Source organism: Bacteroidota bacterium (assembly GCA_034439655.1).
Lineage (GTDB): Bacteria > Bacteroidota > Bacteroidia > UKL13-3 > UKL13-3 > CANJUD01.
The window spans coordinates 24,329-39,858 of record JAWXAU010000146.1 but is presented as its reverse complement, the minus strand read 5'-3'; the positions used below and the strand labels follow the sequence as shown (position 1 = coordinate 39,858).

The 15,530-nt window shown below is 37.4% G+C and carries 14 protein-coding genes; 7 read left to right on the top strand and 7 right to left on the bottom strand.

Annotated features, from left to right (window positions below):
- Positions 1 to 840 precede the first annotated feature (840 nt).
- A complete protein-coding gene (locus SGJ10_10640) occupies positions 841 to 1,368 on the bottom strand; it encodes a hypothetical protein (protein ID MDZ4758574.1) in 528 nt (175 codons plus the stop codon).
- A 128-nt stretch (positions 1,369 to 1,496) separates the two neighbouring features.
- Here SGJ10_10640 and SGJ10_10635 point away from each other — a divergent pair, with 128 nt between their 5' ends.
- Entirely contained in the window at positions 1,497 to 1,952 is a 456-nt protein-coding gene (locus SGJ10_10635) for a hypothetical protein (GenBank protein MDZ4758573.1), read from the top strand.
- 231 nt (positions 1,953 to 2,183) lie between these two features.
- Here the strand turns inward: SGJ10_10635 and SGJ10_10630 are convergent, their stop codons facing one another.
- Positions 2,184 to 5,057, bottom strand: coding sequence for a pitrilysin family protein (locus tag SGJ10_10630; GenBank protein ID MDZ4758572.1), 2,874 nt, complete (start codon positions 5,055 to 5,057; stop codon positions 2,184 to 2,186).
- 107 nt (positions 5,058 to 5,164) lie between these two features.
- Here SGJ10_10630 and SGJ10_10625 point away from each other — a divergent pair, with 107 nt between their 5' ends.
- Complete coding sequence (locus tag SGJ10_10625) at positions 5,165 to 5,713, top strand: DUF6580 family putative transport protein (protein MDZ4758571.1); 549 nt, start codon at positions 5,165 to 5,167, stop codon at positions 5,711 to 5,713.
- 398 nt (positions 5,714 to 6,111) lie between these two features.
- Here the strand turns inward: SGJ10_10625 and SGJ10_10620 are convergent, their stop codons facing one another.
- The 3 genes from SGJ10_10620 to SGJ10_10610 form a co-directional block, all read right to left on the bottom strand.
- Entirely contained in the window at positions 6,112 to 7,011 is a 900-nt protein-coding gene (locus SGJ10_10620) for a 3-hydroxyacyl-CoA dehydrogenase NAD-binding domain-containing protein (protein MDZ4758570.1), read from the bottom strand.
- A gap of 218 nt (positions 7,012 to 7,229) precedes the next feature.
- Positions 7,230 to 8,306 carry a tetratricopeptide repeat protein gene (locus SGJ10_10615; protein MDZ4758569.1) on the bottom strand — a complete coding sequence of 359 codons (1,077 nt, stop codon included), beginning with the start codon at positions 8,304 to 8,306 and terminating at the stop codon, positions 7,230 to 7,232.
- A complete protein-coding gene (locus SGJ10_10610; protein MDZ4758568.1) occupies positions 8,272 to 9,603 on the bottom strand; it encodes a WD40 repeat domain-containing protein in 1,332 nt (443 codons plus the stop codon). Before SGJ10_10610 ends, SGJ10_10615 begins: the two co-directional genes overlap by 35 nt.
- Positions 9,604 to 9,688: 85 nt before the next feature.
- On the opposite strand from SGJ10_10610, the gene SGJ10_10605 reads away from it, so the two are divergent.
- The 3 genes from SGJ10_10605 to SGJ10_10595 all read left to right on the top strand — a co-directional run bounded on the left by SGJ10_10605 (position 9,689) and on the right by SGJ10_10595 (position 11,489).
- Positions 9,689 to 9,904, top strand: a complete 216-nt coding sequence (locus SGJ10_10605) for a hypothetical protein (protein MDZ4758567.1) — start codon at positions 9,689 to 9,691, stop codon at positions 9,902 to 9,904.
- Positions 9,861 to 10,949, top strand: coding sequence for a selenide, water dikinase SelD (selD, locus tag SGJ10_10600; GenBank protein ID MDZ4758566.1), 1,089 nt, complete (start codon positions 9,861 to 9,863; stop codon positions 10,947 to 10,949). The genes SGJ10_10605 and selD overlap by 44 nt, the downstream gene beginning before the upstream one ends.
- Before the next feature lie 90 nt (positions 10,950 to 11,039).
- Positions 11,040 to 11,489: a GNAT family N-acetyltransferase gene (locus SGJ10_10595; protein MDZ4758565.1), complete on the top strand. Its 450-nt coding sequence runs from the start codon at positions 11,040 to 11,042 to the stop codon at positions 11,487 to 11,489.
- Between the two features lie 270 nt (positions 11,490 to 11,759).
- On the opposite strand, the gene SGJ10_10590 is transcribed toward SGJ10_10595, so the two are convergent.
- On the bottom strand, positions 11,760 to 13,034 hold the full coding sequence (locus tag SGJ10_10590; GenBank protein MDZ4758564.1) for a metallophosphoesterase: 1,275 nt from the start codon (positions 13,032 to 13,034) through the stop codon (positions 11,760 to 11,762).
- A gap of 102 nt (positions 13,035 to 13,136) precedes the next feature.
- Between SGJ10_10590 and mtgA the strand changes: the two genes are divergently transcribed.
- Entirely contained in the window at positions 13,137 to 13,844 is a 708-nt protein-coding gene (gene mtgA / locus SGJ10_10585) for a monofunctional biosynthetic peptidoglycan transglycosylase (protein ID MDZ4758563.1), read from the top strand.
- 58 nt (positions 13,845 to 13,902) lie between these two features.
- Here the strand turns inward: mtgA and mnmD are convergent, their stop codons facing one another.
- Complete coding sequence (mnmD, locus tag SGJ10_10580; protein MDZ4758562.1) at positions 13,903 to 14,556, bottom strand: tRNA (5-methylaminomethyl-2-thiouridine)(34)-methyltransferase MnmD; 654 nt, start codon at positions 14,554 to 14,556, stop codon at positions 13,903 to 13,905.
- 207 nt (positions 14,557 to 14,763) lie between these two features.
- Between mnmD and SGJ10_10575 the strand changes: the two genes are divergently transcribed.
- Positions 14,764 to 15,483 carry a hypothetical protein gene (locus tag SGJ10_10575; GenBank protein MDZ4758561.1) on the top strand — a complete coding sequence of 240 codons (720 nt, stop codon included), beginning with the start codon at positions 14,764 to 14,766 and terminating at the stop codon, positions 15,481 to 15,483.
- The last annotated feature ends 47 nt before the right edge of the window (positions 15,484 to 15,530 follow it).

Here is a 15,530-nt window from a genome sequence, read left to right as displayed (position 1 = left end):
TGCTACTCGTATGCATTTTCCATAGTTAAGGAAAGTATTTATCAAATTATATTTTTTGGGAGCTGTTATTTTGCCACCCCGCCGCAGCGGGCTGCTGTACATAAAAAAGGGCAGCATTCTAAGTTTTAAAATTCGTGTTTCAAACCTTTATATTTATTAGAATCGAATTATGAAAGAGGTCTAATATATAATAGTCAAAAAGAAAGCTTTCGGGATGTAGTTCGGCATTACGATTCTACAAACCAAATCCGCCACAGGCGGAGAACTATTTTACGTTAAGAATTGGTATTATAGATGTGTTGCTGGCTACTTTGCTGAGTTCAGGTGGATTGCTGCACTTTATTATGAAAATGAGGATTGATATAAATGATATATATAATTTCAATTTGTCTTTCTATTTTGCTTTACTTCGAGTGTTTTGTGCCGTCTATTCTGCACGCCTATTAGAAAGCCATCTCACAAATTAGATACTAAAGAAGCATATTCTTCGAATTTAAAATGTCATTTTTTTGTATATATATATAATTATAGTAATTAAGGCAGAATAAAGAAATATATCGATAAAAAATCCCAATATAAAATATCTAGATGGCAAAATATAAACCAGAGGGAACTCGAAAATTTTAAATATAAAAGCAGATATTTCTCCTATCAAATTATTCCGCATAGTTCCTTCATCATATCCATAAGCCAATCCAAATGACATTACACACAATAAAAATAATACTAAATAAATTACTATAAATGTTGCAAAATATTTTTTCATTCTCCTATGTGTGTTTTTATCCGGCAAAATAAAAAATAATTCCGCCGCGGCGGGGTAAATTTAAAAATAATCACCTAGTCTCTGAGGCTGTATAATATTTTTTGATAATCGGCTTTGAACTTGTCTTTGTTTGCAAGAGAGCAACAGCACAGCACCTTATAATAACAAGTTTTTGTTTCTACAATACCAATGAAATAATATATTTCTACTTTGGTATCTGTATCCAAATAAGAAAAATCACTTTCTATAAAACTGACATTTGCTTTTTTGGTACTGAGAGCTTTTGAAACATTTCTTTTGTCTGCATCTTTGATAAAATCTTTGATAAAGAAATCATAGAATGAATCAATAGCCGCAAAGGTGATTTCCAAGATCCCCAATTCTTCTTTAGTGTCCTGCACTACAAAACCAAAAACATCTCTGTCGTCGTTCTTAAATTCGATTGCCGCTGAGCCGTTTATCCCACTAGTCCGTTCCATATATTTCGGAATATTGATTTGGAATTCGTGACCAATCTTGTATTGTTTTGTACTGTCCTGTGCCAAGCTTTTGTTGTTAGAGACAGCTATAATGGCAAGTAGAATTAAAATATATTTTTTCATTTCTAGTTTAATTGTTTAATGGGTAAATATGATAGTTAGTGAATTCAAATTCAATATTGATGAACGCATTATTTATTTGACCTCACAAAGTTAATGTTTTTTCTGATAATAATCATAAACCGCTCTGATTGTGGTCAATTACCTTTAGGGACTATTATAATTTAATTTGCAGAAAAAAAAATATCATAACAACCGGAACAGCCAAAAAAACTAAACACTTCGATGAGCTTCATTTCGAACACAAACTATGGAGTAGCGAATTCAAATTCTATAATGATGAACTAAAGATTTATCAAAGTAGATTGGAAAAAATTTCAGCAAAAAATACAAGTACTGAAGTTCGTAGCCAGATTGAGCATTTTCAAAATCAGTTTATTATACAAAAAGAACATCTCGATATTTTGAACGATGAAATCAATAAGCATGAACAATGGCTAACAAAATACGCACAGGAACACCCTGTAGCTATCAACCATCAAGTATTTGCCGACCATGATGATATTAACGAACGTGCTGCTTCATTCACAAAAATATATAAGGAGTTGAAAACTGAGTTCATGAAGTTTTTAGCGGTGTGGATGTAATACCATTTCTTAAACTAAAATAGTTCTCCGCTTGAGGGATTAGTTTTTAGAATGGTAATGCCGAACTACACCCCGCAAGCTGGCTGGGGATTCCCCCCTCTTTTGGACTATTATATATTGAGTTTCGGTATTAGATGACGATTCGCCGCGGCGAACAGAATGACGGTAACAAAAAAAATCCCCGATGCATTATAATACATCGGGGATTTTTTTATGGTTATATTTTCAATTCTATTGTCTGGGAAATTTTTTATCCATGAGTGGCAGTGCTACGCGGTTTTTAGGATTAAACTGCACATCATTGGTACTATTATATACTTTTACTTCGCCCATATTTAATTTTTCTAAACGTTTTTTTAAACTGTCTTTATCACCTACAACCATGATAATCATTTTGTCGGTTTTTAGATTGTCTTTGGCAAGTGCGGCTAATTCTGTTCTGCTGATGGTAGAAATGATTTTCTCTTGTTCTTTCAATACTTCAGGTGTAATTCCGTAGTCCAACATATTACCAATAAATGAGGCCATGGAACCCGTAGTTTCATAACGCATTTGGCGGGCATTGAGCATGGAGCTGCGTGTAAATGCTACTTCTTCATCGGTAGGTCCGTTAGTTTTATATTCTTTTACTACCTTCATTATTTCTTCAAGGGCACTATCGGTAGCAGTGCCACGCACTGAGCAACCAATAGTATAATATCCCATATAATTATTGAAGTTATAACCGCTGCGTATACCATAAGTATATCCTTTATCTTCACGAATATCTTGGTTAAGGCGGCTGTTAAAACTACCTCCCAATTGGTAGTTCATGATAGTGTTTTTGAAGAATCTGCCAGTTGCAGAGTATTTATCGGAAGTAAAACCAATTACAAGCGAGCTTTGCGGTGCTTCGGGTTTGTCTACCAAATATATTTTAGTTCCTTCCGTTTCATAAAACTCGCCAGGACTAGGAATGGTAACTGGTTTAGTAGACCATTCTTTTAAAAATCCAAGCTTGGGCATCATCTCTTCTTGCCCTATACTACCTACAATTATAAGGTTACTAATAGATGGCGAAAAGTTATTATTATAAAAATTGTTCACATCTTCTAAGGTAATACTTTTATATGATTTTTCGTTGGCAAATAAACCATAAGGATTATTGCCATACATTAATTTACCGAAAGCCAATTGCGACATCAATCCTGCATTATAGTCGAGGCCTTTAGCTTGCTCTACATTACTTTTAATGGTACGTTTAAAATCGTCTTTATTAAATTTGGTATGCAATAATCGCTCTTCAAACAATTTTAAAGTAGCATCAACATTTTCAGCACGGCATTGCATAGATATCGTAATTTCTTCACTACTTGATGACACATAAATACTGCTTCCCATTTTTTCTAACTGGGCACTAAATTCTTCGCTTGTATATTTCTGTGTTCCTTCGTTCATCAATTCAGACGTAACAGAACAAAGACCAATCTTTTTCAAATCGTTCATCTCGTGAAGTTCACCGCCTTTTATGCTCAATTGCAAATATACCAGAGGCACTTCATTGTTTACGGTACCAGCCACTCTAAGGCCGTTATCGAACTTTACATTATATATATTGGGAAACTGCACAGATTTTACTTCGCCCGGAATTGGATGTTTGCTACGGTCGAAATTATCAACAGGTTTTTTGTAGGAAAGATTGTTATACTCATTTGGTGGGACCACTTTTTCAGTATTGGTAATTGTTTCAGTTTTTTTAGTTTCATCAGGATTAGAATATTTGGGCTGCGTTTGAACCCAAACTGCTGGTTTATTTTTTATATAATTATTATAAGCAGCCATCACTTGTTCTTTGGTCACGTTTTTATAGCGGTCAATTTCGTCCTGCATATTAAAAGGTTTATTCAAAAACATGCTCCAGTAATTGAGGTAAGTCGATTTGCCTGCTACGCTTTCCATTCCTCTAATGAACTGCGTGAGGTAAACAGACTTAGCACGTTCCATGGCTTCATCGCTGATACCATTTTTTTCGAGTTCGTCAAACGAAGCTTTCAACCACGCATCAATGGAGTCGATAGGCGTGCCGTAATAGGGGATAATTCGCAAGGTAAATTCACCTGCCAATTCTTCGCTGCGGTTGTAGCAATTTGCTTGTAATGCATTCTCATTTTTCTCGAAATGTTTATAGAAAATAGAATTGTTTCCATTGCCCAATATATTAGCCAATATATCCAAAGCGGCTTCATCTTTTTGGTAAGTTCCCACGGTAGGATAAACAATAGTATATAATGGATAAGGAACTTTCTCGGAGTATTTTACAAATCTGCGTTCGGGCAATACCACACGCTCTACTTTCATTTTATTCACTTTGGGACACTGTGGAATGCTGCCAAAATATTTTTCGACCAAGGCTAATGCCTCCGTAGTTTTTACGTCGCCCGATATTACCAGTACGGCATTGTTGGGGCCATACCATCTCAAGAAAAAGTTTTTCAAATCTTCCACCGTGGCACGATCCAAATCTTGGGTATAGCCAATGGTAGTCCAGCTATAAGGGTGACCTTCGGGATATAGGTTCGCATTCAAATATTCTTCTACAATTCCATAAGGAACATTTTCTACGTTCTGTCCTTTTTCATTTTTTACAGTAGCACGTTGAACTTCAAATTTTTTCTGGGTTACAGAATCCAAAAGGAAACCCATGCGGTCACTTTCTAGCCACAAAGCCATTTCTAAATAATTGGCAGGAAGGGTTTCAAAATAATTGGTACGGTCACGATTGGTGCTGCCGTTCATATTTCCACCTGCACCTGATACAATTTTAAAATGCTCTTCGTCTTGCACATGGCCACTGCCTTGAAACATCATGTGCTCAAAAAAGTGTGCAAAACCAGTACGGTCTTTTACCTCGCGGGCTGAGCCTACATGATAGGTAACTTCCACATGTACAATAGGATTGGAGTGGTCCTCATGAACAACCACAGTAAGGCCATTGGGCAACTGGTACTTTTCGTAAGGGATAATGAGTTTGCCAGGAACCTTATCTACTTTTTCGATAAGTTTTGTTTGGGCCATAACACCTGCAAATGCAATGAGGCCGCATAGTAACGTAAATAATTTTTTCATTTTTTTTGGGTGTGAATAATTTTTAAGTGCGGCAAATTTAACCATTTCACCTTGGATGGTTTATTTTTGCAAACAGAAATATTAATAATTTTTAAAAACTCAAACGCATGAACAAGAAAATAGTTGCTCCCATTTTTATCTTTATCCTTCTTTCAGTTGTACGTCTTACCAGTTGGGAAGGATATGCACCCATGCTTGCCATTACTTTTTTTGCTGGTGCAATTGGAATGTCGTGGCGAGGTTCAGTTCTCGTTCCTTTGGCTGCTTTGCTCATGGGTGATGTGTTGATGGCTCTTAATATGGGCGACAGTTATTACCAATATTTCATCAACGGCGAATATATAGGTATCTATATGATGTATTTGGTGAGTGCTTATATAGGTTTTCTTATTAAGGAGCGTGTTGCTCTTAAAAATATCGTAGTAGGCAGCGTAACGGCAATACTGTTATTCTTTATTGTTTCTAACTTTATGGTATGGGCTGCAGGCTTAGATATGAACAGCAAACCTTATACAAAAGATATGACCGGACTTGTACTTTGTTATACCAATGCACTTCCATTCTTGCTTAAAAGTTTCATAGGTAACGGTATAGCTACTATTATACTTTTTGGTTCTTATGCTTGGGTAAGCAAGAAGTATTTGGTGAAAGCGTAAATTTCGGGATTCGGTCCCAACCATCCTCCCCAGTTTCGAGTGAGTTGGCGTCGCCCTAAGCGATGACGGTGGGGGCGAACACGAAAAAATATATAATGTTTGCAAAGTGAAGTAATGCCGAACTACAATCCAATTAGTCCCTTTCTTTTGGGACTATTATATATTGAGTTTTGGTATTAACAAAGGAATAACCACCTTGTTCAAGAATTTGGTTTGAGCCAGAATTGATTTATGCACGTCATGGCGAGCCTTGGTGAAAGACCATAAAGTTACTGATACTTTTGCAGAGGCGTGGCAATTTGGCACAATTGGAACTAAGAGCTTCGATTGTATGAGATTGCGACGCGGATTCGGATAGCTATCGGAACGCTCGCAATGACGGTTAAAGAGTAAAAATATTATACCCCCAATTTCCTAAAGTTAGGAGCAGTAATAAGCTCTTTGGTACCACCAGTATAATCATAAAAACCCATTCCAGTTTTTACGCCTAATTGACCTGCAGTTACCATTTTTACTAACAAAGGACAGGGAGCATATTTCTGATTTCCAAATCCTTCAAATAATACATTGAGAATAGCCAAGCACACGTCGAGGCCAATAAAATCAGCTAACTGCAAAGGGCCCATCGGGTGGGCCATACCGAGTTTCATCACTGTATCAATTGCTTCCACACCCGCTACATCTTCATATAATGTATATATGGCTTCGTTTATTAAAGGCATCAAAATTCTATTGGCTACAAAGCCTGGATAATCATAAACCGCTACGGGTATTTTACCCAATGTTTTGCAAAGTTCAACGGTTGTGTGTGTTACTTCTTTGGTGGTTTTGAAACCTTCAATTACTTCTACCAGTTTCATAATTGGCACTGGGTTCATAAAGTGCATGCCTATTACTTGCTCAGGACGTTTAGTAGCAGCTCCAAGTTTGGTAATAGAGATGGAAGAAGTATTACTGGCCAAAATCACTCCAGGTTTTGTATACTCATCTAGTTGTTTGAAAATACTAAGCTTGGCTTCTACATTTTCGGTTGCTGCTTCTACTACGAGGTCGGCATTGGCTACACCCGTTTTCAAATCGGAAGAGGTGGTGATATTGGCAAGGGTTTGTGTTTTTACTTCTTCGGTAATAAGTGCTTTGCTTACTTGGCGGTCCAAGTTTTTGCCAATGGTGGCCATAGCTTTTTCTAATGCGGCTGGATTAATGTCTATCATGGTGACTGTAAAACCATTTTGTGCAAATACGTGAACAATGCCGTTGCCCATGGTTCCAGAGCCGATAACTGAGATGTTTTTCATTTAGAATGTGATTTAAATAGGATTATATAATTATGTGTTGTTTTGAGGCCGCAAAAGTATTAGCCTATCAAGGGCAGGGCTGCACAAGTTATTCACAAAAATGGGCGGGATTTTGGATTCAGTTCGCCGCGGCCAATGGGGGGGCTTACGCAGCGAAAGGGCTGACGTGGCTTTCAATACTACCTTCCCAAAATTTTTAAACTTTTGGAAAGGTCACACTACATCTTCTTCAACAACACCTCTGCATTTTTAAAATGCTCTTTGTCCAATTGCAAACACTTTTCTAAATCTTTTTTGGCAGCGGGTTTATTGCCTATTTGGTAGTAACACAAACCACGGCTATACCATGCATACGCATAGTCTTCCTTCTTTTCTATGGTCATGCTAAACTCTTCGAGAGCCTCTTGCAGTTTGTTTTGTTGGAAATATATAACACCCAAATTGTAGTTGGCCAAATAATGACCCGGGTCGAGTTGTTTTACATATTTAAAATCATTTTCGGCATTGGCAAGTTTACCTGTTTTACGCAAATAATAGCCTCGGGCATATAAGGCTTCCACATTGTTTTTACTATTACGTAATACATTTCCAAAATATTGCAAACACAATGGATTATTCTTCGCACTAAATATAATACCCAGTTGCAACCATGCCTGCCAATAAGTAGCATCAAGCTCGGTCGCTTTTTGAAAAAGTGCGATGGCACGATTCGTATCGGCTTTTATATCTTTATACATCTCACCTTTGAAGAAAGGAGTTTTGGGATTGGTAGGGTCAAGTAGTTCCAACTGTTTAAAGCACCATTGTGCACTGTCAAAATCTTTTCCTATAATATATAATTCGGATAAGCGATGCCAAGCATCAGTATAATCGGGTTTGATGCGAACCGCTTCCAGCATGGCGTCGGCACATCTTCGCGTTTTGCCAATAGCAAATAAATATTCGCCACCCATAAAATGGTATAATGGATTTTCGGGCTGCAGATTTACTGCATGTGCAATATCCTCGATTGCCTCAAACTGTTTTTTCTGATCGAAAAAATACTTCGATCGTATATAATAATTCTCAGCGTTTTTGGGTTCTTTGGCAATGGCATCATTGAGTTTAGCTAGTGCTTCGGGAATACTGTCATTTTTGCCCTTGCCCCTCGCCGTGTTTGGGTTTTCATTAGTATCGGTACAGGAACTAAAAGCACATAACAATAAAAAACTATATAATAATAAAACCCACGAACCAATATATAAGGGCCTGAAATTATAACTAATTAAGTTTTCTGTACCTCGATTTTTTCTCATTTTTAATATTATTCAAAGTAGAATCACCTACTTGCTGTGGCATTTGTTGTATACGGGCTGAGTCTATACTACTGCTCACTTTAGCAGAGTCGGTATGCACAGTGGAGCCAGGTGTTGTACTATTGATAACGTTTGGTTTTGGTTTAGGGTTGCTTTGTACTTCAGCTTTGGGAGTAGTTTTTGGTTTGGTAATATTTGGATTTGTTTTGATTGGTTTTTCGGTATTAATGGAATTATTCTTTGCCGAATCTGCTGCTTCAACAACCTTAATATCGGGCACTGGTTTCAGGGTTTTATTTCCTCCTGGTGTCGCGGTTTTATCGAGCGTATCCAATCCAACCCTCCACATATATATACCATAATCTTTTTCCTTACTAATTCCTTTACCTCCTGTTATCACATATTTTTTATCCATAGATACAAATGCTGATTTCACAGCATTAATGGCTCTGATGGTATAAATCTGCTTTCCACTTTCCACCTCCCATACTCTCACAGTTTTATCATTGGATGCTGTAACTATATATTTACCGTCGGCACTAAAGCTAACGCCGTTCACCTTAAGTTCGTGACCTGCAAAAGCACGTACTTTATTTCCAGTTTTTGGGTCCCAAATTATTACAGTTTTATCGTTGGAGGCAGTTGCTATATATTTTCCATTAGGTGACATCGCTATTTGATTTACTTGGTCGCTATGGCCTACCAGTGATAATACGGTGTTCCCTCTAAAATCCATCAAGGTTACTTCAGGTTTTTGTGTAGCAACCAATAAGCCTTTTCCATCGTAGCTGGGCATTATATGTGTTACCCTTCCTGCAGTTGGGATACCTCTTTTTTGTTGCCCACCCACAGAAAGATCAAATATTTTAATGGAGTCTTCGTCGAACGATGCAAAAAGAAATTTGCCAGTAGCATCGCATGCCAATGCCTTAACGGGGAGGTTAAAACCACCAAAAGTTTTGATGACTTTCCCTGCCGCCACATCATATTGCACAATCATCCAATCGTTTGAACCACTGAAAAGGTATTTGCCATCTTTGCTAAAACACAAAGCTTCTACAGAAGCCTTATGGGCATCGGCATAAAACTTTTGTTGTACACCCTCTTCATTATATATCCTTACCGATTTATCGTAAGATGCACTGGCAAATAATCGGAGGGGCATACTATAAACCATGCGATTTACATCGTCGGTATGTTCAGTAAGTTTTTTAAATGGTTCCTTTATTTCTATTTGTGCAAATAATCCTTGCACGCAGCATAAGGCTATTAAAGCAATTGTTCCCAGTCTTTTCATTGTTTTTTTGTTGTAGCGGAAAAGTATTGCAATTCTAAGGCATTTGAGGCAAAGGGAGTGTAATTTTGCCAAAATTTTTTTTAACATGTTATTATTGGACGGATTACTGAAACCAGATTTTTGGTTTATGCTTATAAGTGAGTTTCTCATTGGGGGTATTTGTTTATATTTTTTCTACCGCATCTTTCTCAAACCCTTTGCCAAAAGCAAAATGGAGGAAATGCAGGAGCGAGAGAAACGTTACCAAGATATAGAAAATGCCAGAAACAAACCCAATACCGATGAGCAAAAGACTGACTGAAATGAGCAAAGGCTCAGGCTGCGGTTGCAAAATTGCCCCAGCCGTTTTATCAGAGATTTTGAGCGGACTATCACATCTGCCGAGGCAGACCGACCCCAACTTATTGGTAGGCTTTGAAAATAAAGACGATGCAGCCGTATATGATTTAGGGAATGGGCAACTACTTATTTCTACAGTCGATTTTTTCACACCGGTAGTCGACGACCCTTATACCTTTGGAAAAATTGCAGCAGCCAACGCTCTCAGCGATATATATGCAATGGGAGGGAAGCCTCTTGTAGCCTTATCGGTTCTTGGATTTCCGGTGGATGAGCTTAGTCCTGATATAGCCAAACAAATTATTAAAGGCGGCATGGATACTTGCAAAGAAGCAGGAATAAGCATAGCCGGTGGACATTCCATCAATAGCCCCGAGCCATTTTTTGGATTATCTGTAAATGGTTTAGTGAGCAAAGAAAAACTTAAAACAAATGCGGGTGCAAAGGAGGGAGATTTGCTTTATCTCACCAAGCCCCTCGGCAGTGGGATATATAATGCCGCTATCAAAAAAGGTATATTGTTCGCCTCGGCCAATGAAAGTGAAAGCGATGTTGAGCGGTTAAATAAACATATAATCAACATGTCGCAATTGAATTCTATTGGAAGTACCTTAGCTAATTTAAGCTATATAACTTCAATTACAGATGTAACAGGTTTCGGTTTTTTGGGGCATTTGATCGAGATGTGTGAGGCTTCAAATTTGTCGGCAGAAATTAATTCGGTACTGATTCCAATCTATCCGGAAATAGATGATTTGCTTGCTCAAAATTGCATCCCCGATAATACCTATCGCAATTGGAATGCTGTCGAAAAGCAAGTAACAGGAGCTATTGATATGCGAAATTTTCAATTGCTCAACGACCCACAAACCAATGGGGGGCTATTGGTAGCAGTTAGTGCGGAGCATCAAATGGACTTTGAGAATTATTGTATTACAAACAATTTGAATATAAACACATTTGGATATTTCGTAACAAAGCAGAATTTTTATGTAGAATTAAAATAAATATACCTACATGGAATTCCCGAATATTTTTTATGCTCAAAAGAATTTATATTTGCCGACTATTAGTAAATTATTATCTAAATTTTAACTATGATACAAATAAAGAAAGTAGAAGATGGGAAAGAACTTGAAGTGCATTATGCAATTCGGAAGACCGTGTTCCAGCTAGAACAAGGTGTATCAGAAAAAGAAGAATTTGATAAATACGATAAAGCTAGGCAATGTAGGTATTACCTGGCCTTGTGGAATTCGGAACCAGTGGGAGCCGCACGATGGAGGCAAAGTAAAGCAGGCCATAAGCTTGAAAGAATTTGTGTATTGCCAGCATTTAGAGGTAAAGGTATTGGAAAAGCATTGGTAGAGAAACTTTTGGAAGACATGCCCAAAAATTTGCAGATATATTTAGGCTCTCAGGACGATGCTGTTTCTTTTTATGAGCAATTGGGTTTTAGGGTAAAAGGAGATGCTTATTGGGAAGCCAATATTTTGCACCGTTTTATGAAATACAAACCTGAGGAAACACTGAAGAAGAAGGGTTAATGAAAAATTATAAATTATAAATTATTAATGGTTTCCGCCGCGGCGGATTGCTGACGCTGCATGGTCTGACAACGGTCGACTGACACCCATATTCATAAATCAATCAGCCGCACGGCATTTATAATACCATTTCTTAAACTATAATAGTTCTCCGTCTATGGCGGATTAGTTTTTAGAATGGCAATGCCGAACTACAATATGTTTATTCCCCTTATCATTATATAGCCGCCGAATGGCATTCATAATTTATCATTCATAACTCATAATTCTCTACACAAGCTCAAACACCGTTATCTCTGGCAAAATACCCACCCTCCCTGGGAAACCGATAAAGCCAAAACCGCGGTTCACATATATTTTTTGTTTACCGTGTTCGTACATCCCTGCCCATTGTTTATATACATGTTGCACGGGGCTATAGCGGAACAATTTATTTTCGATACCAAACTGACCACCGTGGGTATGGCCCGCAAACATGATATCGGCATCGGGCATTTCGTGTTTTACTTTAGCCTCCCAATGCGAAGGGTCGTGGCTCAGTAATAATTTTACTGGCACATCGGGAATATTTTTGTTGGCAATATGCAAATCACCAACTTTTGGAAATCTTCCTTTATTGCCCCAGTTTTCTACACCTACTATTCCTATGCGTTCACCACCTCTGTTCAAAGTAACGTGCTCATTGCGTAATAAATGCCAACCCATATCGCTGTGTACTTTATATAAGTCGAGCATGTTTTGTATTTTTTTAGGGTCATCGGGGGCATAATAATAATCTCCATAATCGTGATTACCCAAAATGCTGAAAACGCCCATTGGTGCTTTTATCTGGCTTAGTATATCCATCCAAGGATAAGCTTCATCCGTTTTAAAATTTACCAAATCGCCAGTAAAGAAAATCAAATCTGCTTTTTGGGAATTGATTAAATCCACACCCGCTTTCACTGCATCTTTGTTGGCCCAACTTCCGCTATGTATATCACTAATTTGAAGTATTTTTAATCCTCGGAAAGAGGAGGGAAGCTTGTCGAGTTTTAAAGGAACAGGAATTACTTGATAGTTGTATGCATTTTTAGCAACGCCTCGGGTCATCAGTATTAATGGAGCAATACCTGCAATCATACCTGTAGTAGTTATGAATTTGCTGCGTGATATTTTATGCGAAATTTGGTCTTTTGGAATTATTGGAAGGTCAACTAAAACTGGTTTTTTCTTTTTTGTAAACAAAGAAACTATATATTGCATTGCTCTTCTGATATCGTCAATTAAAAGAAATATGCATACAAAAAGTTTGGTAAAATACAGGGTCATGAAGGTGCCGAATATGATATTGCGGTAAAATATATCAAGATTAGAATTGAATATTACAATAGCTGCCAAACCTATATATAGCAAGCTAAAACCGAAATGAGTATATTTAATTATTTTACGCCAAATTGGTTTTAGGTTCTTGCTCGAAAAACGAAATGCTTGCCATACATACAAATCAAGTACGATGATGAAAATGACAATGCTGATAAAAGTGTTTACGTGAAAACTATGCACAGTTTGATTTTAATATTTTGTCTGTAGAAGCGGATTGATTAATTTATTAGCTCTATGTTTGCAACAAATTTGTGGGCATATTGATTTGCCAATGTAAAAAAAATGCTGAAACGAATAAAAAACATCCTGAAAAGTATTTGCTTGTTTGTGTTCCAAACCAGTTTATTGGCAATTATAATATATAGAGTTTTACCTGTGGCTTATACACCGCTTATGTTGTTGCGTTATATACAGAACGCTGATGGGGAACGCAAAAATGGAATAAGCAAAGAGTGGAAACCTTTGTACGACCTAGGACGCGAAGTGCCCTTAAGTGCATTAACGGGCGAGGATCCTAAATTTTTCAATCACTTTGGTTTCGATTTTAAACAAATAAGGCATGCTGCCGAGAATAATATGGAAGGTGGCAAAACGCAGGGAGCAAGTACTATTAGTCAGCAAACGGCTAAAAATTTATTTTTGTTGCCTATGCGAAGTTATATACGCAAAGGTTTAGAGGTTTATTTTACGGCATTGATGGAATTGGTATGGAGCAAGCGAAGAATACTAGAAGTATATTTAAATATTATAGAAACAGGGCCAGCTATTTTTGGGGTGGAAGCTGCTTCACAAAAATATTTTAAGAAATTGGCCAGCAAATTAAATGTAGCTCAATCGGCACGTTTGATAGCAGTATTGCCCAATCCACGTCGCTGGCATCCTGATAATTTGGGATACGATTTTTGGGATAAGTGTAATAAGCCGAATATTGTTTTGAATAACCATTATCGTGCTATTATATTTCAGCGGGGTTATGTGCAAGGGTTTTGATTATTCGGGCCGGTTTCCCACTTCCTCCTTCCCTTCGCCGCAGCGAACCCACTTCCCACTATTTCACCCCCCTCGTAATATGCCTCTTTCCCACAGGCCCGGGCAATCGCTCTACCGCAAATCCTATATGTTGCAAAGCACGACGAAAACTTCCTCTGGCCGAAAAGGTCGTTAAAACGCCATTTGGCAAAAGACTATTATATATTTTTTGTAATATAATTTCTTCCCACATTGCAGGTTGGTGGTCGGGGCCAAATGCATCCATAAAAAATATATTATAATAGTTTGATTTTATATCATACTTGCAAAAATCACCTTCATGTTTGTATAAAGTAAAATAAGGATTTATGATAATAGCTGTTTCCCATGCGGCATCATGTATTTGTTTAAATACTTCCCGATTTGGGAACTTGAAATGTAATTGTTCTATAATACTTTTTTCAACAGGATAAAGTTCGATGGTATGATATATGATATTTATTTTATTTTCCGTTGCAAACTGTACAGCTAAGCAGGCATTAAGCCCTGTGCCGAAACCCATTTCGAAAATATGTATAATATTGGGTAAATAATTAGCTGTATAATAGGCTAAATTATTTTCTATAAATATACAATTACTCTCGTCCATACTCCCATTAACCGAATGGTAGTGGCTGGCAAATTGCTCACTATATAAAGTGGGGTTTCCATCGGCGGTGGGGGTGATTTGCATGATACAAATATACTATATGTTACGTCATACAAAAAGAACTCCGTGGCCCTCTTTGTGTTTTTCCTCTGTGTAACACGGTGGTAAAAAATATCAGCCCCAATTTAACCACAGAGGAACACGGAGTGTGGTACGGAGTTACACGGAGTGAAACAAATCTGATTATTAACCATAAAAATATTTCCAAGCCTTATATTTGCAGTAGTGAGTATGAACAAATCTAATATTCTCAAATGGGCAATGGCTTCCATAGCACTGATTGGGCCACTAGCTGCTTTCCCTCAAAAAACAAGTCGTGATTTATTGGTACTGCGTGATGGAAATACACAAGCTGGGAAAGTAATAACCAGCGATTCTCTTACCTTAACTTTAAGAAAATACGACCACAGTACACAAAAATATTTGTGGGCCGATATTGATTCAGTAAAAGGGCTTGCCTTAAAAACCTTTTTTTTCTCAGGAGCTTTGGGCTTGAGCCATGCCAACTATTGGTCTACGTTATTATATAAAAACCAACAAAGTACTTCAGCAGCTTTTAATTATAAATTGGGAATACTGAAATGGGGGCATTGGTCACGTTATGCCGAGTTAATTTTGATGCCTTCGAAGCCTTTTAAAATCCAAAGACTGGGTATAGGGGGTAGTTATTATATTCCTTATGATTATACTCGTAAAACCAACTACTATGGCGGTGCCGATATTAATTTGACTATTGTATCATATAATAAAAACTATATAAGTACTGGCTTACATTTCGGTACGGAATATTTATACAAAAACCGTTACCGTTTGTTTGCTGAATTGGATTTGCAAAGGGCCATTTTTAATATGAATAAAAATACGTCATTTTGTTTTATGGTAGGCATTCGCAGTGGAAAAGAGTTTGCAAAATATTATAGGAATTTGAACAGCACACACCAGGTAAAATGAGGTATTTAACTATCCTGTTTTTATGTTTGCTCGGGTTGCAGTCTCAA

What these genes read in the sequence shown, in the direction of transcription:
- SGJ10_10640 (MDZ4758574.1), bottom strand. Translation starts at nt 1,368, where the DNA reads ATGAAAAAATATATTTTAATTCTACTTGCCATTATAGCTGTCTCTAAC.
- SGJ10_10630 (MDZ4758572.1), bottom strand. Translation starts at nt 5,057, where the DNA reads ATGAAAAAATTATTTACGTTACTATGCGGCCTCATTGCATTTGCAGGT.
- SGJ10_10625 (MDZ4758571.1), top strand. Translation starts at nt 5,165, where the DNA reads ATGAACAAGAAAATAGTTGCTCCCATTTTTATCTTTATCCTTCTTTCA.
- SGJ10_10620 (MDZ4758570.1), bottom strand. Translation starts at nt 7,011, where the DNA reads ATGAAAAACATCTCAGTTATCGGCTCTGGAACCATGGGCAACGGCATT.
- SGJ10_10615 (MDZ4758569.1), bottom strand. Translation starts at nt 8,306, where the DNA reads ATGAGAAAAAATCGAGGTACAGAAAACTTAATTAGTTATAATTTCAGG.
- SGJ10_10610 (MDZ4758568.1), bottom strand. Translation starts at nt 9,603, where the DNA reads ATGAAAAGACTGGGAACAATTGCTTTAATAGCCTTATGCTGCGTGCAA.
- SGJ10_10605 (MDZ4758567.1), top strand. Translation starts at nt 9,689, where the DNA reads ATGTTATTATTGGACGGATTACTGAAACCAGATTTTTGGTTTATGCTT.
- selD (MDZ4758566.1), top strand. Translation starts at nt 9,861, where the DNA reads ATGCCAGAAACAAACCCAATACCGATGAGCAAAAGACTGACTGAAATG.
- SGJ10_10595 (MDZ4758565.1), top strand. Translation starts at nt 11,040, where the DNA reads ATGATACAAATAAAGAAAGTAGAAGATGGGAAAGAACTTGAAGTGCAT.
- mtgA (MDZ4758563.1), top strand. Translation starts at nt 13,137, where the DNA reads ATGCTGAAACGAATAAAAAACATCCTGAAAAGTATTTGCTTGTTTGTG.
- mnmD (MDZ4758562.1), bottom strand. Translation starts at nt 14,556, where the DNA reads ATGCAAATCACCCCCACCGCCGATGGAAACCCCACTTTATATAGTGAG.
- SGJ10_10575 (MDZ4758561.1), top strand. Translation starts at nt 14,764, where the DNA reads ATGAACAAATCTAATATTCTCAAATGGGCAATGGCTTCCATAGCACTG.